The 18,309-nt window shown below is 52.2% G+C and carries 16 protein-coding genes; 6 read left to right on the top strand and 10 right to left on the bottom strand.

Features of this window, described 5'->3' with window-relative positions; translation table 11 throughout:
* The first annotated feature begins 13 nt into the window (after nucleotides 1-13).
* A complete protein-coding gene (locus EL645_RS07390; protein ID WP_126549422.1) occupies nucleotides 14-748 on the top strand; it encodes an SDR family oxidoreductase in 735 nt (244 codons plus the stop codon).
* 130 nt (nucleotides 749-878) lie between these two features.
* On the opposite strand, the gene EL645_RS39160 is transcribed toward EL645_RS07390, so the two are convergent.
* The 6 genes from EL645_RS39160 to EL645_RS07350 form a co-directional block, all read right to left on the bottom strand.
* Nucleotides 879-1,850 carry a hypothetical protein gene (locus EL645_RS39160; RefSeq protein ID WP_161977199.1) on the bottom strand — a complete coding sequence of 324 codons (972 nt, stop codon included), beginning with the start codon at nucleotides 1,848-1,850 and terminating at the stop codon, nucleotides 879-881.
* A 129-nt stretch (nucleotides 1,851-1,979) separates the two neighbouring features.
* Complete coding sequence (gene rlmB, locus EL645_RS07370; protein ID WP_126549419.1) at nucleotides 1,980-2,732, bottom strand: 23S rRNA (guanosine(2251)-2'-O)-methyltransferase RlmB; 753 nt, start codon at nucleotides 2,730-2,732, stop codon at nucleotides 1,980-1,982.
* Nucleotides 2,733-2,785: 53 nt separating this feature from the next.
* Complete coding sequence (gene iscB / locus EL645_RS07365; protein ID WP_161977198.1) at nucleotides 2,786-4,042, bottom strand: RNA-guided endonuclease IscB; 1,257 nt, start codon at nucleotides 4,040-4,042, stop codon at nucleotides 2,786-2,788.
* A gap of 377 nt (nucleotides 4,043-4,419) precedes the next feature.
* Nucleotides 4,420-5,067, bottom strand: coding sequence for a hypothetical protein (locus EL645_RS07360; RefSeq protein WP_126549417.1), 648 nt, complete (start codon nucleotides 5,065-5,067; stop codon nucleotides 4,420-4,422).
* A gap of 432 nt (nucleotides 5,068-5,499) precedes the next feature.
* Nucleotides 5,500-7,260, bottom strand: coding sequence for an ATP-binding cassette domain-containing protein (locus tag EL645_RS07355; RefSeq protein ID WP_126549416.1), 1,761 nt, complete (start codon nucleotides 7,258-7,260; stop codon nucleotides 5,500-5,502).
* Nucleotides 7,257-9,011 carry an ABC transporter ATP-binding protein gene (locus tag EL645_RS07350; protein WP_246035307.1) on the bottom strand — a complete coding sequence of 585 codons (1,755 nt, stop codon included), beginning with the start codon at nucleotides 9,009-9,011 and terminating at the stop codon, nucleotides 7,257-7,259. The genes EL645_RS07355 and EL645_RS07350 overlap by 4 nt, the downstream gene beginning before the upstream one ends.
* 844 nt (nucleotides 9,012-9,855) lie before the next feature.
* Between EL645_RS07350 and mscL the strand changes: the two genes are divergently transcribed.
* Together mscL and EL645_RS07340 are read left to right on the top strand one after the other, a co-directional pair.
* Nucleotides 9,856-10,377, top strand: coding sequence for a large conductance mechanosensitive channel protein MscL (gene mscL / locus EL645_RS07345; protein ID WP_126549415.1), 522 nt, complete (start codon nucleotides 9,856-9,858; stop codon nucleotides 10,375-10,377).
* Nucleotides 10,378-10,728: 351 nt separating this feature from the next.
* Nucleotides 10,729-11,262 (top strand): adenine phosphoribosyltransferase, encoded by a 534-nt coding sequence (locus EL645_RS07340; RefSeq protein WP_126549414.1) that lies wholly within the window; start codon nucleotides 10,729-10,731, stop codon nucleotides 11,260-11,262.
* A 98-nt stretch (nucleotides 11,263-11,360) separates the two neighbouring features.
* On the opposite strand, the gene EL645_RS07335 is transcribed toward EL645_RS07340, so the two are convergent.
* Nucleotides 11,361-11,933: a nitroreductase family protein gene (locus tag EL645_RS07335; protein ID WP_126549413.1), complete on the bottom strand. Its 573-nt coding sequence runs from the start codon at nucleotides 11,931-11,933 to the stop codon at nucleotides 11,361-11,363.
* Between the two features lie 673 nt (nucleotides 11,934-12,606).
* Between EL645_RS07335 and EL645_RS07330 the strand changes: the two genes are divergently transcribed.
* A complete protein-coding gene (locus EL645_RS07330; RefSeq protein WP_126549412.1) occupies nucleotides 12,607-13,728 on the top strand; it encodes a lipid II:glycine glycyltransferase FemX in 1,122 nt (373 codons plus the stop codon).
* Between the two features lie 73 nt (nucleotides 13,729-13,801).
* Here the strand turns inward: EL645_RS07330 and EL645_RS07325 are convergent, their stop codons facing one another.
* The 3 genes from EL645_RS07325 to EL645_RS39155 are packed head-to-tail and all read right to left on the bottom strand — an operon-like array spanning nucleotide 13,802 to nucleotide 16,619.
* Nucleotides 13,802-15,073, bottom strand: coding sequence for an argininosuccinate synthase (locus tag EL645_RS07325; protein ID WP_126549411.1), 1,272 nt, complete (start codon nucleotides 15,071-15,073; stop codon nucleotides 13,802-13,804).
* A gap of 2 nt (nucleotides 15,074-15,075) precedes the next feature.
* A complete protein-coding gene (argH, locus tag EL645_RS07320) occupies nucleotides 15,076-16,485 on the bottom strand; it encodes an argininosuccinate lyase (RefSeq protein ID WP_126549410.1) in 1,410 nt (469 codons plus the stop codon).
* Nucleotides 16,482-16,619, bottom strand: a complete 138-nt coding sequence (locus tag EL645_RS39155) for a hypothetical protein (RefSeq protein WP_161977197.1) — start codon at nucleotides 16,617-16,619, stop codon at nucleotides 16,482-16,484. The genes argH and EL645_RS39155 overlap by 4 nt, the downstream gene beginning before the upstream one ends.
* Before the next feature lie 657 nt (nucleotides 16,620-17,276).
* Between EL645_RS39155 and EL645_RS07315 the strand changes: the two genes are divergently transcribed.
* Nucleotides 17,277-18,035, top strand: a complete 759-nt coding sequence (locus EL645_RS07315) for a mechanosensitive ion channel family protein (protein ID WP_161977196.1) — start codon at nucleotides 17,277-17,279, stop codon at nucleotides 18,033-18,035.
* Nucleotides 18,032-18,160, top strand: coding sequence for a hypothetical protein (locus EL645_RS44030; protein ID WP_281276276.1), 129 nt, complete (start codon nucleotides 18,032-18,034; stop codon nucleotides 18,158-18,160). The genes EL645_RS07315 and EL645_RS44030 overlap by 4 nt, the downstream gene beginning before the upstream one ends.
* Nucleotides 18,161-18,309: the final 149 nt, after the last annotated feature.

Here is an 18,309-nt window from a genome sequence, read left to right as displayed (position 1 = left end):
AGTATGATAAAAGATGAGAGTAGCAATTATTGGGGCCAGTTCTGCGCTGGCCCACGAGACAGCCAAGTTCTTTGCCCGCGATGGGGCTGATTTTTTCCTGGTTGGTCGCTCTGCCGATAAGCTGGCCGTGGTGGCTGCCGATCTAAAGGTGCGTGGGGCGAAGGCTATCGAAACCTACGAGCTGGATCTCAATCAGTTAGAGCATCACGATGAGATGTTGCAGCAGGCCATCGCTACCCTGGGTGGTCTGGATGTGTTGTTGATCGCGCATGGTACTCTGGGCGACCAGCGCGCCAGTGAGCTGAGCGTGGCGGAGACGCTGCAGGAGTTGAATACGAATGCCCTGAGCGTGATCTCGCTGTTGACCTTGAGTGCCAACTATTTCGAGCAACAGAAGCGCGGCACCATCGCGGTTATCTCCTCGGTCGCGGGTGATCGTGGACGCAAGACCAATTATGTCTATGGTACCGCCAAAGCTGCGGTCAGCACCTTCTTACAGGGCCTGCGCAACCGTTTATCGAAGTCTGGTGTAACTGTGATTACCATCAAGCCAGGCACAGTTTCCACGCCCATGACCGCTCACATGAAGCAGGGCCTGCTCTTTGCTCAGCCGGAGGCTGTTGGCGAAGGGATTTACGAGGCGATCAAGAAGCGTAAAGATGTCGTCTATGTCCCTGGTTACTGGCGCGTAATTATGCTGGTCATCAAATCGATTCCCGAGACCATCTTCAAGCGCCTCTCTCTTTAAGAGAGCCTATGCTGTTTTTTCTATGTGGTGGCGGCCGCGGCCGCCACCACACTGCACACCACATACTTTTAAACAAGAAAGAGAGCACGATCGATCGCGCTCTCTTTCTTTATGTCTTGAGGAAGCTAACCTAGCTACTATGGGAATTTGAGAGATACATTGTCAGGCCGATGATGACTAGCACAATGCCGATTCCACCCAGTAAAAAGATGAGCCAGGTAAAGTTGGGACCTCCACCAGAGCCGCCCCCGTTGTTGTTATTGGTCGGTGTCGGTGTTGGTGTGGGGTTGGGGGTTGCGGTAGCTGTAGGGGTGGCCGTAGCCTGCGCGGTAGGTGTTGCCTGTGCGTTGACAGTGATGGCGTTATCTACATATGTCTTCAAATTGGGATTGGTCTGGCCTACAACGCTAATGCCATAGTTGCCTGCCGTGGTCCCTGCTGGAATAGTCAGGTCAAGCGTAAAAGTACCATTCACGTCCGGTGTGACCTGGCCACTCACGATAGTGGTACCGCCCTGGCCAGCCGTAATGGACACATTCAATCCTTGCTGGGGTAGCCAGTTCTGGCCGGTAATGGTTACCTTATCACCTGCATTGACGGTCTGGTTGGATGAGGCTGCTGTTGGCTGTCCCGTCACTGTGAATGGTGTGTTGGCAGCTGCGACATTGACACTGGTCGCGTTGGCGCAGACATAGTATTTGGTATTGGGCTGGTTCGCACCGGCAGGCCAGCTGGCCTGGACCATAAAGCCGCCATTCGCATCGGATTTAGCAGGCTGTTGTGGCTGCAGGGCCGCGACACCTCCATTGCCAGTATTACACTGGTTGGGGTCTGTCGCGATAGAGAATGTTACATCGCTATTAGGAGGAAAGCCAGCGCCAGTTAACTGGATTACCGTCCCTGGCTGCCCGGCCAGGTTTCCTCCGGTGGGCAAGGCAATATTTAAGGTAGGATTATATGATGGCGTTGCGGTTGGTGTCGGATCCTGCGCAATGCGGGGGCTGGCAAATGCCGTTGGTTGCGTGTAGATAAGGGTAAGGAACGCAAGCCCGACGATGCCACAGCATAAGACACCCAGATATCTAATAAAAGTTTTGAACACTAGAATTACTCCTGATAACACAACATTGTATTAAAATAGACGTTGTTGGATGAAGTGGCGTAACGAGATAAGTCCTTTTTAATCTATACGTCTATATTTCCCTTGTTGGTATGGGTTCTGTGTTGTGCCTTACTTTTTTCCGTTCTGGGCCGCGCGTTGACGTAATGCTTCATAAAGGGTAATGCTTCCAGCAACGGCTGCATTGAGCGAATTGACCTGTCCGAACATTGGCAGCTTGACGAGAACATCGCAATGTTCACGCACCAGACGGCTCAATCCCTTGCCCTCATTGCCAACCACGATGGCCAGCGATCCAGTTAAATTGGCCTGCGTATAGAGTGTCTTCCCTTCGCCAGCCAGGCCTACGACCCAGACATTCTCCTTTTTGAGCAGATCGATGACACGCGTCAGGTTGGTCTCTTGCGCGATCAAGATATGTTCGGTGGCGCCAGCCGAGGTTTTGACCACTGTGGCACTGACTTCAGCTGCCCTGTGTTCTGGAATGATCACGCCATGCACGCCGGCTGCCTCCGCTGTACGCAACAGGGAGCCCAGATTGTTCACATCCTGAATCGCATCCAGGATCAAAATAAAGGGGGCTTCTTGTTTCTGCGCGGCGTGGGCCAGGATATCGTCGGCACTGGCGTAGGTGCGCTCCTCTACCTGAGCGATGCAGCCTTGATGGACCGCTCCATGGCTGATCTGGTCCAGACGATGCCGTGGTACGATCTCGACCGGGACCTGGCGGCGATTGGCCTCTTTTAAGATGGCGGCGATGGCTGGGGCTTCGCGTACTCCTTCTGCGAGTAGCAGACGTTGGACACGGCGGCCGGCCTGTAATGTCTCTGAAATGGGGTTACGACCCCATATATATTCGGGCATAGCACCTCTTTATGTATTATAAACGTTCTTTAAGAACTATAGCGAACTCTTGATTATGTTTGACGATCTTGACGAGGATTCCGCTCCCAAATGATAGTCCTTCCTCGTTCAAGGAGGCAACAATCTTTGGGGCGAGCTGTCGCGGGTTCCCCTTTCACGCGAGGAAAGGCCAGGTAGCCATTGGCGTAGATCGAGTTAATCTGCTTCACAAAGCGGCCTTTCACGCGCACGATATCCCCTTTGTGAAAGCCACCGAGTTGCTCATTCACCTGATATTTGACTCGCCCTTTCCCCTTTTGCGGCACATCGAGATACTGCCGACGTGTCTGGCGAGGACGAAAACGGATGGAAAAGAAACGCTCCCGCTGATAGGGGACCAGTTCTCCGGTCGCATACGTGGCCAAGCACAGAGCATCCACATCATGCTCTTTGGGAAGATCTTGTGCCTTGCGCCATGTGGCCGTCTGGTAGCCGTACAGCATCGAGAGCGGCGTCCTTGCGCCAAGAGTGGCGTAGAGATGGTTCTTCCCCTGCATGGTGCGCTGCGCAATCTGGTCGAGATGACCGCCGACTCCGATCACGTGAATCTGTATTTTTCCCTGATGCACCTGGTGGTGGCAGTCGTCGCACAGCGTCAGCACATTGGCCAGCGTATCTTTCCCGCCATGCTCCCGAAATTGGATGTGATGCGCTTCGAGACGCACCTGCTTTTTCTTGCAGTGCTGGCACTGATAGCCATCGCGCATCAGGCAGGCCATCCGCACATTCTCATCGAGCCTGGTTGGGTCTTGATAGCGGCTACCAGCAAGCGTCGGGTCGTTGATGCGGGCAATATCCACCTGCACATCTTCTATGACGATGTCTGAGATCGGTAGTGGAAGCCGCCGGATCACGCGGATGATTTCCTCAACATTCGTCTTGATGCTTGGAGGGAGACGGCCACTTCGTTTGCTGGCCCCCCGGTTGCTGAAGCGGGCCGGGCGATACCAGAGGCGGTTGCGCCGACTGCGCCGATGGAGACGTCTGCCATCCATCTTCTCTTTGACATCCAGACGGTGATGGATCTCACCGGACAAGAGCACTTGCCCATTGCCGACACAGGAAAAGCCTGTTACATGGCTCCCCTTATCGATGCCAACCGTGATGTCTTGGACGTGTTCCTCACAGTCCCAAAGCAATTTGATCGTGAACGGCGTGCGTTTGAGCACCGTTGCTCGCTGGTCACGTAACAGCTTCCGCGCTTTGGCAGGCGTACAGGGCATCAATGGCTTGCCATTCTGGTTGACGACATACACGAAAACATCAGACATAACGTTAGGTTCTCCTTTCAGAGTAAGATGCTCCTCGCGGGGGTTCAATGAGGTTGTCATGAGATACACACATTCAGTTTTCACGTACCCTTAATGTATCTCCACAGGGCTTGAGGCTGGAACCAGACCCCAAGGTGTGATACACTCATCGAACTGCTGTCTGCCGAAGTAGTGACCCGCTGGTAGCCCCATGACCTGACGAATCAAGGATTCGCTAGATTTTAGGAACTATCGTGGTGATAGCGATTTGCTCTTCCCGAGTATAGCATACCTCCGCGCTGGCCTCTACTGCTTGTAGGAGGCCGGGGAAAAAAAGCCTCTTGCATGGGTTTATCCCAGGCAAGAGGCCAGTTCGTGGGGGAGGACGAAGATGAGTGTTAGTATTCTTCGCGGTGATGGTGGTGATGGTGTTCTGGATTCTGGTACCCATCACCTTCCATGCGTTCGATCTCTCGTTCTTCCTGCCGCAACTCGCGGCGCAATTCCTGTTCGCGGCTGCGCTCCTGCCGTAGTTCCTGTTGCATATACTGTTGGTCCTGGTAGCCCTGTTGATTGCTGTAAGGCTGCTGATAACCATATGGCTGTTGCTGCTGGAAGCCATTGTTATAATATTGTTGATTGCCGCCACCCTGGTACTGTTGATGATGTGCCAGCATATGTTTCGCGACCAGGCCCGTTAAAACCACAGCGCTCCCCAGTAGGAGTGGATGGCTAAAGATGCGTTGAAGCAGATGGGGCTGCTCCTGGCCCATGCGCATGAGTCCCTGAGACATCGACCAGGTATCATTCGGATTGGCGCCATATTGTGGCGGTATCTGCTGCGCCAGCAGGGCCCGCTGTTCATAAGGCATCTGCTCAAAGTGTTGCTGATAGATATTCTGCTGCATCTCAGGTGGTGCGCCCAGAATGAACTGGCGTAAATGGTTGATTGCCTGCATGGGATCAAGGGCATCGAAGTTGCCTGTATCATAGGCCTGTGCGTATTGTTGATATACATGTTGTTGGTTATTATCAAATGGCCACATATATATTTCTCCTTTATGAAGATGTTAGCACGGAAGCATCTGTTATTTTTCATGCATCAAACGTTGTTTGCCAGCCATCCAGGTAATTTACCTTTCAGTTAACCCTTAAAAAGTAACACTTCTCCTGTGTAAATGTCAAAAAACTTCAATTGCATTTGCGTGCGTGCGGGTGCGCAGCGCCCGCGCTGGTTTTTATAGTGAGTTGCAGCAAATGTGATCCGCATATTTGCTGCAACTCACTATAAAAACCAATGGAAGCCATATCTATAGAGTGCAACTCACTACAAAAATTAATAGAGTCATATTTATTATATGGTGCAAATGTGCGCTCAGTGCACATTTGCACCATATAATAAAACCAGCGCGGGCGCGTAGCGCACGTCCACACAAGAGCGGCACGCTTCCCATGATGATGGGAGTCAGATCACAATGCTATTCATTGTTGCTGCCATACCAGAGGTAGCGCATCTCTTCGCTGTTTTGTAGTAGCTCGCCAAGTGTGCCAATGGCCTCTATCTGCCCCTCCTTGAGCACGATGATCTGGTCGGCGCGCTGTAAGACGGTTTTGCGATGGGAAACGACCAGGTAGGTTTGTGATTGGGTATTGAACAGTCGTTCCCACAGCTGGTGTTCAGTCTCTACATCCAGGGCGCTGGAGAGATCGTCAAAGACCAGCAGCGAGGCCGGGCGGGCAAACATACGGGCGGCAGCTGTCCGCTGGATCTGTCCCCCTGAGAGCTTTACACCACGCGTGCCAATCATTGTTTCCATCCCTTTCTCCAGTGTCGCGATATCTTGCTCCATCACTGCCGTATGTAGGGCTCTGTTCAGCCGTTCTGGATTGGCCGGTTGGTCGAGCAAGATATTTTCTTGTAGGGTCGCGCTGAAGAGCCGTGGTATCTGTGCCGTATAGGCACTGTGTGGCGGCACAAAGAAGTTGGCCGCATCCTCTACCTGTTCGCCATTCCAGTACACGCTGCCGCTATCTTTTGGTAGCAAGCCCAGTAGCACCTGCAGGAGCGTGGTCTTACCGGAGGCAATGCGTCCCGTAATCACGGTCAGCGAGCCTTGCTGCAGTTGAAAGCTAATGTTAGTCAGGCCACGCTCGCTATCGGGATAGTGATAGTTGAGCCCGACTACCTGCAGATTGGTGAGCTGACTATGCTCCGTTGGCATGATCTCTGTGGCTATTGCCAGTTGACCACTCAAGTAGAGTGGATGGTGGGCGACCAGTTGCTCGGGTGGCGCACCTTGAAGCAGCGCATCCATGCGTTGAAAGGCTACGCCGGTCTGTGCATAATGGGCCAGGAAATTGCCAAAGAACTGGGTAAACTCGGTCACGAAGGTAAGGTAGTAGATGAAGAGGGCCAGATCGCCAATCCCTAACTGCTGGCTATGCAGCGCCTGGGCGGCTAGAATCAAGATCAAACCGGTCCCTAAGCCGACTGTATTGCCGAAGATGGAATCCAGCGACTGTTCAAGCACGCGGTCTTTAAGCATGGTGAGACGGCGCTTTTCATTCAGGCCCTGAAAGTGTTGTACGACCTGTGGCTCGGCGGCCGCGACCTTGATGCCCTGCACACTACTGAATATTTCTCCGATGGCGCTGGTCACATCTCCGGTAGCCTGTCGACTGGCTTTGCGGTATTTTTCCAGTCGTGTGTGCATCGCCTGGGCGATCGCGACCACGCAGACCAGCGGCACAAAGACAAACAGCGTGATAGTGATGCTGATTCTGAACAGGATAATGATAGCGATCAGCGAAAAAATGAGCTCCCCGATGCTATCCAGTGTCCAGCTAACCGCGTCTTCGGCCTGGCGGGCATCATCGCGAAAGCTGCTGATCGCTTCCCCTGGTGAACCCGGGACCGCATGGGCACCGGGCCGCTCCAGGATACGTGCCAGCATATTGTGGCGCAACAGGCCATTCATACTGAAGCGGTGCAATGTATCCACGGCACCACCGAAAAGGATCAGGACTACCCGGCCAAGCTCGGTGACTACCAGCAGCATAATGATCAGCCAGAAGCCGTTGGAAAGGTGTGTCGTGTGCTCAAGCATGTTAAAGAATTGTTGCGCCAGCAGGCCTGGCACCAATGGAAAAATGTGAATGGCGGCCCAGATTAAGGCGTTGAGCGCGTAGAGCAAGGGCCGATAGCGGAATAAGCGCCAGAGATAGCGATAGGTTTTCATGCCAGCACCTCTTCTAAGCCAGTTTGCAGGAGTCGATAAAAACGTGAATGTGGATTATTCGCCAGTTGGGCGCGCGGCCCATATTCCAGCAGGTGCCCATCTTCGATGATCAAAATATCATCGGCGCGCTGAATGGTGCTCAGGCGATGAGCAATGATGATGCCTGTGCGCTCGTGCAGCAGCGTATCGACAGCCTTCTCTATGAGCTGTTCGGTCGCGGGGTCCAGGCGCGATGAGGCCTCATCCATGATGATGAGCCCGGGATTGCTCAGGAAGACGCGACTAAAGGCCAGCAATTGGGCTTCACCTGCGGATAGGCCCTCGCCGTCCGAGCCCAGGATGGTATCTAAACCCGCGGGCAAACTTTGATACCAGCTGGCCAAACCTAACTCGGTGAGTACTTTAAGGATGTGGGTATCATCAATAGCGCGATCAAAGTAGGTCAGGTTATCGCGTACGCTGGCGTGAAAGAGTTGTACATCCTGGGTTACCATCCCAATGTGCTGGCGCAGCCCTCTTAGCCGTGTCTGGCGCAGGGGCACTCCCCCAAGCAAGATCTCGCCTTGCTGGACATCATATAAGCGTAGTAGCAAGCGCGCCAGCGTGGTCTTGCCACTGCCAGTGCGCCCCAATATGCCCAGCACGCGACCGGCTGCCAGTTGTAGCGAGAGGTTTTGCAAGACGGGTTCGTCCGCATTGTAGCCAAATGTGATATCGTTGATCTCCAGCGCCAGCGCTCCCGCTGGCAGCTCTGCTCCATCTCCATCCAGAATCGTTGGTTGAGCCTGCAAGAGCTGGCGGATACGCTCAATGCCAGCGCTAGCCTCCTGCAATTGTTGAAGCTGGGTACGTATCTGCTCCATCGGCGCGCTGAGCAGGTTTGTATAGTAGAAGATCAGGTAGACGGTCCCGGGCGAAATTTCGTGCCTGCTCCAGAGGTAGGTAGAGATACCCAGTGCCAGCGCATTGCCAAATCCGAAGAGCAGCAAGGTGCTGCTCCAGGTCGCATAGGAGGCCAGGTTGGCGCGCATATGAATGGGCAACCAGCTGCGTAAGAGCAGGTAGAAGCGACGCATCACATAGCCAGTGGCCCCGTTGGCGCGCACGTCGGCGGTACCCGCCAATTGTTCGCCCAGAAAGCCAAAGAACTCAGCATCCTTCTCGCGTGTTTTCATCCAGTATGGAACGGCAATGTTGCGCAGGCGAATCAAGATAAACAGCCCACCGAGCGCAAAGATGCTGATTGCGATGCCGACCTGCCACTGCTCGGTGAACAGCAGGAGTAAGACACCCACAATCAACAAACCATTGCCGAGCAGTTTGATGATGGCCTGAGAGAAGAAGTTCGCCAGCGTATTAACATCGCCATCAATGCGCTCAATCAACTCGCCCGCAGTACGAGCTTTATGGAATGCCATATCCAGTTGTAAACAATGGCTGACCAGATCGGTTCGCAGTTGATTGGTGGCGGTCCAGGCCACATTTTCGCTAACATAGGTATTGATCACCGCCAACAATTGGTTGAGCAGCGAGAGGCCGATAAAGAGTGCCCCGGCCAGCATCAATGAGTTAGTATTGCTTCCTTGCAACGCATTATCTATAAACTGTCTTAAAATCTGCGGGTTGACCAGTTGTAGCGTAATGCTAGCTAACAGCAGCAGCCCCATCCAGCAGACACGTTGCCATTGTGGTCGCAGGTAGCGGGCCAATAACTCCCGATAGGTAAATGAATGCTTGAGCATAGCGCCCATGAGAGAATCCTTTCATCAAAGCGATGCTATCAGAAACCTCGTGAACTTTCCGCTGATAGTAGTCAATCAAACGGTAGGCAGCCATAATTACTGCGTACAGAACCACGAGGTGAACAAACATGAGGTGGTCAGGAGACCGGCAGACCTATGGCTTTGATGAGTCATAATAATGAGCATAAAAATGCCACAGGTCAGCGTGCACCCGTGGTTATGCAGTCTAAGTAAGTGGAAGGCTTGCTCTAATCAAATAGCGAAGAGCGAGAGCAGACACTACAAGCAGGCGGCGATTTCAGGGCGCACTTATAGATAGGTTCCCAGTGGGAGATCGAAAACCTTAACTGGATGAAATATCTTTGATATTCGCATATGGCTTCTGGCGCTCCTTTAGATCGGATATGTTATCAGCGTATCATAAATACCCTGATAAATCAAGCTAGATATATGTATAATCAGGGCTTTTACTTTTCCTCTTTGGCGCCTGCAGCGCCGAGTTGGGCATGTGTGGAGTGTGTTTGGTGGGTGGCCGCGGCCGCCCACCAAACACACTCCACACATGCAAGAATAGACATCGTAGCGCTTGCTCGTGATCTCCCTGTCATCTCTGGACGAACATGAAAAAGCCCTGTATATATAATACTCACTGGAATACTGTCCTGGTTTATGCTACTCTAAGAACTGGCTACATCTGCATGTACATTTGCTGGCAGCGCAGGACAGCGCGGCTGACTACCACAAATGTCTCTATCATGTAGCGGATTATTTATGACATGCGTATTACATGCGTATGTCGCAAAATATTAATGACATCGTGGAATTATAGCTTTCTGACAGAGAAGGAGTATTCATGGCTCGGGATTTATTTGATCGGGGTAATATTATGGATTATGGACGCCGTGGGTTACAAGGTGGATTGAATACACTGGGTGGTTTCCAAAAATTTCTGTTGCGTGGCAACGTTGTTGACCTGGCTGTCGGTGTTATCATTGGCGCAGCTTTCAATGGTGTTGTACAAAGCCTGGTTAAAGATCTGATTACACCATTGATCGGTCTCTTTGTTCACCAGAATAACCTGACCAGTCTAGCAACAGTATATAATAAGCAGGTCTTTGCGTATGGTGATTTTATTAATGTAGTCATTACCTTTCTCTTGACAGCGGCTGTGGTTTACTTTTTTGTGGTGAAGCCGATCAATGCTTTGCATGACCGTTATGACCGTCTGCGCCCCAAGAAGGAAGAGGCTCCAACCACGCGCGATTGCCCATTCTGCTTGAGCTCTGTACCTTTAAAGGCTACACGCTGTGCATACTGCACCGCCCAATTGCCACCAGCCGACCAGACACCTGAGCAGGCCGCAGTAACACGTTAAAACCTGTAATGGTGGATGTTTTCACAAGCCGATGCAGGAGCAGGGGGTGCAGGGGGACGGCAGTCCTACTGCCGGGGTTCGGGGTGTCCCCGGCCCCTCCCTTCGCCCTCCATCTCGCCGCCGCAGGCGGCAGATGAGAGAAAGGGAACTCCTCGATGAGATCTCTGGGATTCTTGCATGTGAGAAATGGCTAGCGTATACTGCTAACGGAGAAAATATTGATTGCTATTCATGACTTAAAGAATACAATCGATGAGTTCCGTGAAGACAAGGGGCAGTCAAGGGAGTACCATAAATAGCTTGACCAGCCCCTGTGTTATTGCCAATTTCATACAGAGGAGAACATAACTCATGACGTCAACATCCGAGCCTGTACGATTGGAAGATTGGGTTCGCGATATTCCTGATTTTCCCCAGAAAGGTGTCCTCTTTAAGGACATTACCCCTTTGCTGCAAGATCCTAAAGCATTTCACATTGCCCTGGATCGTTTAGCCGCGCATTATGCGGGGGCTGGTATTGAAGCCGTAGTTGGCGTTGAGTCTCGGGGTTTTATTTTCGGGGCGCCACTGGCATATCTACTCAATTGTGGTTTTGTGCCAGTGCGTAAATTCGGTAAATTGCCATCTAATACAGTAAGCGTTGAATATGCACTTGAGTATGGCACCAATGTCGTTGAGTTGCATACCGATGCGATCAAGCCGGGACAGCGTGTCCTGATTGTTGATGACCTGCTGGCCACTGGTGGCACCGTCTCTGCATCCATTGAGCTGGTAGAGAAAATGGGCGGCCACATCGCGGGTATCGCCTTCCTGGTAGAACTGGGTTTCCTCAAAGGTCGTGATCGCCTCGAGGGGCACGATGTCTTTGCCTTGATCCAATACTAAATCGTCTGATACCACTAAAAACAAACAAGAGCACTCCTGACATTGAGAAGGGAGTGCTCTTGTTTGTCTGTCTCGTAATACTGTCTGCGGGGAGGCTACTAAAACAGCCAGGTAGTTTTGCTCTCTACTGGTAAAGGCTGGCGTTCGGTGGGTTGGATGGCAGGATAGCCGAGATAGAGAAAGGCGATCAGCTGCTCATCAGGTGTTAAGCCGAACCAGCGCTTGACCTGTGGATCATAAGAGGCCTCGCCAGTACGCCAGACCGCTGCCAGTCCCAGCTCTTCAGCGGTCAGAAGCATATTTTGTACCGCTGCCGCCGTTGCCTCAATATTTTCGGTTGCCAGTACCCTGTCTTGCTCAGGGGCTTCAGCGGCGACCGCGATCAAGATAGGGGAACGCAATGGTTTGTGGCGTTCTTTATCAAGACTGGCCTGACTACAGAGATGTGGATTATCTTTGTGGCGCTCGGCCAGGGCCTGAGCCATCACCTCGCCCAGTTCTACCCGTGCCTTATCGCCCAGCACAAAAAACTTCCACGGCTCGGTTTTATGATGATTGGGAGCGTGGGTGGCCGCTTCCAGTATCTGCTCAATCTGTTCTCGTGTCGGTACCTGGTCAGTCATTTTACCAATACTACGCCGCCGCTTGATCGTTTCAAAAACTGTTGTCATCTACTCAAAACTTTCTCTCTCGTCGGCAAGTTTTCTGCCGCCTGAGAATGCTCTTTACTGCCTATGCGTTTGCTATTAAGCTGTTGAGACCTATTATATCTTTTCCAAGCTCGCTTTTCCAATCTTTTTCCGAAAGGGGGCGGCCGTGGCAGAAAAGCATGCGACATAAGTTTTATTTTGTAGCGATTGTAGCCATCTGCATGGTAAACTGGATGCGATAACACACCTTTCAATCAGATGAGCGAAGGCGGTGCAATTTCATCTGGAGTGCTGCAACGCTACTTGTCAGGTGCTTACATTACCGCTATCGATTGGTCGAAGATGAGGTGTAGGTGTCACGCTGGCCCACTTTCCTCTCAGGCTTGTGTCTTGACCTGCTATGGTCATGTCAATGAGATTATGGCTCTCGTGTAGCCTTCTGATGCGTTACTGGTGGCGTCAGCCAGTGAAAATCAATCACACTGTCCAGATATGGAATACCCGGATGGCTTGTGCCATCTTGATCGATATATCCCTGACAAAAGAGCGCGCTCTGTCAGGTTTTTCTATTCTAGCTAATGCTCTAGCATGGCTGTTGCGTGTCTCCTCTACTTGTTCGTTTGAGAGGTGCCTGGCCTGTGCTAGTTGTGATAAGACTCTCAGCCTGATCAGGTTGCTATAGAGGAGAAAACAAATGGAAGCACGTTTCATTACTGATCGACAGCAGTGGAACGACTTCGTAGAGAAGTCTCCATATGGAAATATCACTCAGTCATATGAGTGGGGTGAACTCTCGAAGGATGTGGGTTCGCTGGCTTTTCGCATCGGCGTGCTCGATGAGCAGGGTAACCTTTGTGCCGCCTTGCTGCTTCTGGTGATCAAGATGCCGCTCTTGCGTAGCTGTTTCTTTTATGCGCCACGCGGTCCAGTTATCGATGATCCCAATTCTCCAGCCATGAATGTGTTGCTTAACTTTGTGAAGAGCGAGGCCCGCAAGCATGGTGCTTTTATGCTCAAGCTTGAGCCTGGTGCCGATGTGGGGGATGCTCAATGGACCTCGGCATTAATGCGCCGTGGCTTTAAGCCGTCGACGCAGTTCCTGCACATTCGCAATGAATGGATCCTGGATATTCGCCCGGCGGAAAAAGATATTCTGGCCAACATGAAAGAAAAATGGCGCTATAACATTCGCCTGGCGGGACGTAAAGGCGTCACGGTACGCGAGGGCCATGGTCGCGAGGATATGGAGGCCTTTTATCGTATCCTGCAAGAGACCAGTGAGCGCGATAAATTCTACATTCATAGCCTGGAACACTTTGAGTTGCTGGCGAAATTATACTCTGAGGGTGATCGCTATGCACTGCTGATCGCCGAGCATGAAGGTAAGCCGATCGCCGCGATTGTATTGATGCGTATGGGTAAATGGTGCTGGTATCGTTACGGTGCCTCCTCATCGCAGGGTCGCAACTTGATGCCCAACCATCTACTGCAATGGACGGGTATGCAGTGGGCCAAGGCTCGTGGCTGTGAATATTATAACTTCCTGGGCATTCCGAATACACTGGAAGAGCCGGCCGCCCAGAAAGATCCGCTGTGGGGTGTCTATACCTTCAAGCGTGGTTTCAATGGCTTCTCGCGCATCTCATTGCCCGGCTATGATCTCCCTTATAATCCATTCTTCTACCAGGCCTATAAGGGCATGCTAGATTTCAAGAACTGGCGCGCCGCTCGCCAGAGCGCCAAAGAAGAAGCTCTGCCAGAGAAGACCGTGGAGCCCAAAGCTGCTGACAAGCCGCAGCCTGCGGACGTGCGCTGACGCGCCCGAACTGTTTTACTTCTGTGCTACAACAAGTGCGCCTGGCGCACTTGTTGTAGCACAGAAGTAAAAATTAAACATTTTTTTGCTTGCTGGAGATCTGCACTTTCCCTTCACCGCTGTTGAGCAGGTTGCCTTCGAAGCCGATGGAGGGGAGCAGTTGGGCCTGGGCCTGGGTACTCAGGGGCAGCGCCCAAAGTTTGATAAAGCCCAGAGCGGCATTGTGATCGAACTGATCGCCACTATCGTAGGTGGCCAGGCCGTGATCGTAGAGCGAGTGCTCTGATTTGCGGCCAACGATCTGGCAGCGACCGCGCGAAAGCTTGACGCGGACGGTGCCGCTGACAAAGCGCTGGGTGCTCTGGACATACGCAGCCAGGTCCTGGTGCAGGGCGCTATACCACTGTCCATTATAGATCAGGCGCGCGTACTCAGAAGCGATCGTCTCTTTAAAGCGAATCTGCTCACGACTCAAGGTCAGGCTCTCGATGGCGCTATGGGCCGCGTGTAGCACGACTGCCGCAGGCGCTTCGTAGATCTCACGTGACTTAATGCCGACCAGGCGATTCTCGATATGATCGATGCGCCCGATACCATACTTGCCCGCTTCGCTATTCAAGGTCTCGATCAAGGCATAGCCAGGAATCTCCTCACCGTTTAAGGCGACGGGGATACCGTTCTGGAAGCTAATCTCATAGTATGTGGGCTCCAGGTGGTCCAGTGTATCGGGATCGTCGGTCCAGGCAAAAACATCGGCTGGCGGCTCGGCCCAGGGATCTTCCAGGATACCGCATTCGATGCTGCGACCCCAGAGATTCTGGTCCACCGAGTAGGGGCTGGCATTGGTGACTTTAATCGGGATATTGTGCTCGGCGGCATAGGCGATCTCATTGTCGCGGGTCATGCTCCATTCGCGCACCGGGGCGATGATCTTGAGATCGGGGGCCAGCGTATTGATCGAGACATCGAAGCGCACCTGGTCATTGCCTTTGCCGGTACAGCCATGGGCCACAGCCACCGCACCCTCCTGACGAGCCACTTCAACCAGCAAGCGCGCGATCAAAGGACGAGCCAGGGCAGTGGCCAGGGGATATTGACCTTCGTAGATCGCACCGGCCTGTAAGGCGGGCCAGACAAAGTAGCGCACAAAGTCTTCTCGCCCATCAACGATCATCGACTTGACGGCGCCAATCTGGGTGGCCCGGTCAGCGATCTCCTGCATATTGCGCTCATTGCCAACATCAATGGTAACGGCGATCACATCCAGATCATATTTCTCTTTGATCCAGCGAATGGCCACTGAGGTATCAAGTCCACCAGAATATGCGAGTACAACTGTTGCCATGACTACTCCTCCTCCAGAATAGCTATCTGAGACGTTCCAACAAGCTGTTGAATAGCGGTCGTAAATGTTGTGGCGTGCTGCTGCCAGTTTTCTTGTGCTTGCGCCAGGCGTTGTCTGGCCTGCTCTAAGCCCGGATTGCCAGGAGCACCCAGATGTTTGCGGGCCTTGAGGCGCTCGATTAATTGCTCCTGACTCTCGGTAGGTAGTGGCAGGAGTTGGTCTAGCTGGGCCGTCACCTCTTTACCAACAATGCGATAGGCATCGCGGAAAGGCATATGATCATGGGTCACCATTTCATAGGCACGATCGGTCGCGAAGAGCTCAAAAGTACAGGCCGCCAGCAGGCGCCCGGTATTGACCGTCACCTTGCTGATGACCAGGGAGCAGATATCGATGCTCTCCTGTGCCAGGTCTAGCGCCTCTAGCAGTGGGCGCTTGGTTTCCTGGTAATCCATGTTAAAGCCGGAAGGCAGGCCACAGACAATGCCCAGGATATGTTGCTGGTGGGCCAGCATCGTCTGGGCGCGGGCACGCACCAGTTCCATAATATCCAGATTGCGCTTCTGGGGCATAATGCTGCTGCCCGTGCATACTTCCTGGGCCACCTGGAAGAAACCATATTCAGCGGTCGTAAAGAGCAGCAGATCCTGGGCCATCTTGCTCAGATCAAGCATGATCTGTGTCAGTGCCTGTACGATAGCCGCCTCGATCTTGCCGCGTGCATTCTGGGCATAGATGACATTATTCTGGACGCGGGCAAAGCCTAGCAGATCAGAGACCAGCTGGCGGTCAATGGGCAAGGGCACGCCGTAGCCGGCTGCCGAGCCAAGGGGGGATTGATCATTGATCTCATAAGTGGCTGAGAGCAGGCGCTCATCATCGAGCAGGGCCTCGGCGAAGCTGGCGGCCCACAGTCCAACCGAGGAGAGCATACCGCGCTGCATATGGGTATAGCCGGGCATGGGCGTTTGCATATGCTCCTCGGCAAAGTTCAGCAGTGTGGTACATAAACTGAAGAGCTTCTTGCTGGTCTGTGTGAGTTGTTCTTTACTGTAGAGGCGCATATCCACCAGTACCTGGTCATTGCGCGAACGAGCAGTATGAATATTCTTGCCTGCCGTGCCAATCGTCTGTGTCAGATAGTTTTCAATACTGGTGTGTACATCCTCATCCGAGGGCTGGATGACGAATTTGCCAGCCTTCTCTAGCTCTAAAACCTCGCGCAGACCTTTTTTAAGTGACTGGAGCTCTTCATCTTCGAGAATACCAATCTGGTTTAACATGATGGCATGGGCCAATGAGCCCCAGACATCATGCCGGATCAGGCGATTATCGAGCAGGCTGTTTTGTGCGGCGGCATAGCGCTCAACCTGTTCATTGATGCTATAGCCTTTTTGCCAGATTTTTGTCATAGCGCGCCCACCAGATCTCCGTGTGCAACGGTGGTGTGCGCCTGCCATACGTAGCAGGCTGGCTGTTTGAGGGCACGAATGGTGTATGTGGTGCTGCTGCTTAGTGGCGGGCAGCCCTGTTGAATTATTACCATTGTGTGATCTCCTTCGATTGTGCTAAGGAAAGAGCTGCGAGGCAATAAAAAACCCCCGCCCCTTCCGTCAATCTTGAAGGGACGAGAGTGCAGGGATATTTTATTCGCCCTATCACACCCGTGGTGCCACCCTAATTGTCTTTCATCCAATCTCCTCAAGCGGAGTAGAAAGACCACTTTTCCTGGTTGCTATCTGGACGTGGGAACCAGCCACCTGCCCTACTTGTCTCTTGCGCCCTGAAGTATCAGATGAACAGAAAACTTTCTTCGGCCAGCCGCTCACGAATGCGTTCTGAGAGGACACTACCATTCCGAACTTTCACTCTTCTCCGGATCGCTGTTGGCTGTAACTCTCGTACTATTTCCGTTCAACGCGGGTCTTAATTGGTATGTGTGTTAGGATAACAGTCCTCTCCTGAAATGTCAAACCCCTAACTGCACATAAAAAAAGGTATTTGTGAGGTTAAGTTTCACATATCTGCTTACCTGTAGAGGTGCATGCCTGCTTTTTATGGCTTTTTCAATTATGGTTGTGATTTATAGATGTAGAGGATATATATTTAATATAAAAATTAGCAACAGTTTTCATCTATCATTCGTGTTATATAGGGCTGATCCAAGCAGTCAGTAATCCTTATCTGCGAAAGGAGCATGTTCATGAACGTTATCACAAATTGGGGCGCTGCTATCTATTCATCTATGGCGAGTGCCCTGGCCATGGTTTTTGCTTTCATTCCAAAGCTGGTTGGATTTTTAGTAATTCTACTGGTAGGCTGGATTGTAGCGTCGTTGCTCGCAAAAGGATTGACATTGTTGTTGCGTCGGGCTGGCTTTGATCGTTTGAGCGATCGAATCGGTTTTACCCGTTTTGAGCGGCAGATGAATCTGCGTATGGATCCAGCATCATTATTAGGGAAAATCCTCTTCTGGTTTGTCTTCTTAATCTTCCTGGTGCCTGCCTGTAACGCTTTAGAGTTAAATTCGGTCAGCACCTTGATCGGACAAATTGTTGCATATATTCCAAATGTCTTTGTGGCGATTGTTGTTCTGTTTCTGGGTATGCTGCTGGCTAGCTTTGCCTCTGAACTGGTGCGTGGAGCCTCAGCCAGTACACGTATGGCCAATCCCAACTTGCTAGCGAACATTGCACGCTATGCGATCCTGGGCTTCGCTATCCTGGTGGCCCTGGAGCAACTCCAGATCGCACCGGCTTTGATCACCACGCTGTTTACCGCTGTCGTGGGAAGTATTGCTCTGGCCTGTGGTCTGGCTTTTGGCCTGGGTGGTCGCGACAGTGCCAAACGGCTCCTTGAGCGTAGTGAGGATCGCTTGAGTACAGCAATGGCACCTGGTGGACAGTCACAGATTGACATGTCCCAGCCATTTAATCAAGCACCCCGATGGCTGGCAAAATGACCAATGAACCTATGCGCCCGGGCCAGGAATATCCCGCACAGATGGCTCCTGGCCAGACACGACCCACGCAAACTACTCCCGGCCAGGGACAATCTGAGCAGTGGCGTGCCAATCAAACATTGTAGCGTTGTTCTTTCAGGCTTGCTGTACCCATATAGCTATAGCGTGAGTCAGCACTTAGTAGCCTGATGGTCCAGATTGGAATAAGTCAATCAGGAACTCTGCTTATCTCTCTTGTGCCAGCAGCAAATCTGGTGCAAGAGAGATTGTATTT

Origin of the sequence: Dictyobacter kobayashii (assembly GCF_003967555.1) — a bacterium.
GTDB classification, from domain to species: domain Bacteria; phylum Chloroflexota; class Ktedonobacteria; order Ktedonobacterales; family Ktedonobacteraceae; genus Dictyobacter; species Dictyobacter kobayashii.
This window is presented reverse-complemented; position numbering and strand designations above follow the sequence as displayed.

Coding starts and splice junctions, on each gene's coding strand:
- EL645_RS07390 (WP_126549422.1), top strand. CDS start 14: ATGAGAGTAGCAATTATTGGGGCCAGTTCTGCGCTGGCCCACGAGACA.
- rlmB (WP_126549419.1), bottom strand. CDS start 2,732: ATGCCCGAATATATATGGGGTCGTAACCCCATTTCAGAGACATTACAG.
- iscB (WP_161977198.1), bottom strand. CDS start 4,042: ATGTCTGATGTTTTCGTGTATGTCGTCAACCAGAATGGCAAGCCATTG.
- EL645_RS07360 (WP_126549417.1), bottom strand. CDS start 5,067: ATGTGGCCATTTGATAATAACCAACAACATGTATATCAACAATACGCA.
- EL645_RS07355 (WP_126549416.1), bottom strand. CDS start 7,260: ATGAAAACCTATCGCTATCTCTGGCGCTTATTCCGCTATCGGCCCTTG.
- EL645_RS07350 (WP_246035307.1), bottom strand. CDS start 9,011: ATGGGCGCTATGCTCAAGCATTCATTTACCTATCGGGAGTTATTGGCC.
- mscL (WP_126549415.1), top strand. CDS start 9,856: ATGGCTCGGGATTTATTTGATCGGGGTAATATTATGGATTATGGACGC.
- EL645_RS07340 (WP_126549414.1), top strand. CDS start 10,729: ATGACGTCAACATCCGAGCCTGTACGATTGGAAGATTGGGTTCGCGAT.
- EL645_RS07335 (WP_126549413.1), bottom strand. CDS start 11,933: ATGACAACAGTTTTTGAAACGATCAAGCGGCGGCGTAGTATTGGTAAA.
- EL645_RS07330 (WP_126549412.1), top strand. CDS start 12,607: ATGGAAGCACGTTTCATTACTGATCGACAGCAGTGGAACGACTTCGTA.
- EL645_RS07325 (WP_126549411.1), bottom strand. CDS start 15,073: ATGGCAACAGTTGTACTCGCATATTCTGGTGGACTTGATACCTCAGTG.
- argH (WP_126549410.1), bottom strand. CDS start 16,485: ATGACAAAAATCTGGCAAAAAGGCTATAGCATCAATGAACAGGTTGAG.
- EL645_RS39155 (WP_161977197.1), bottom strand. CDS start 16,619: ATGGTAATAATTCAACAGGGCTGCCCGCCACTAAGCAGCAGCACCACA.
- EL645_RS07315 (WP_161977196.1), top strand. CDS start 17,277: ATGAACGTTATCACAAATTGGGGCGCTGCTATCTATTCATCTATGGCG.
- EL645_RS44030 (WP_281276276.1), top strand. CDS start 18,032: ATGACCAATGAACCTATGCGCCCGGGCCAGGAATATCCCGCACAGATG.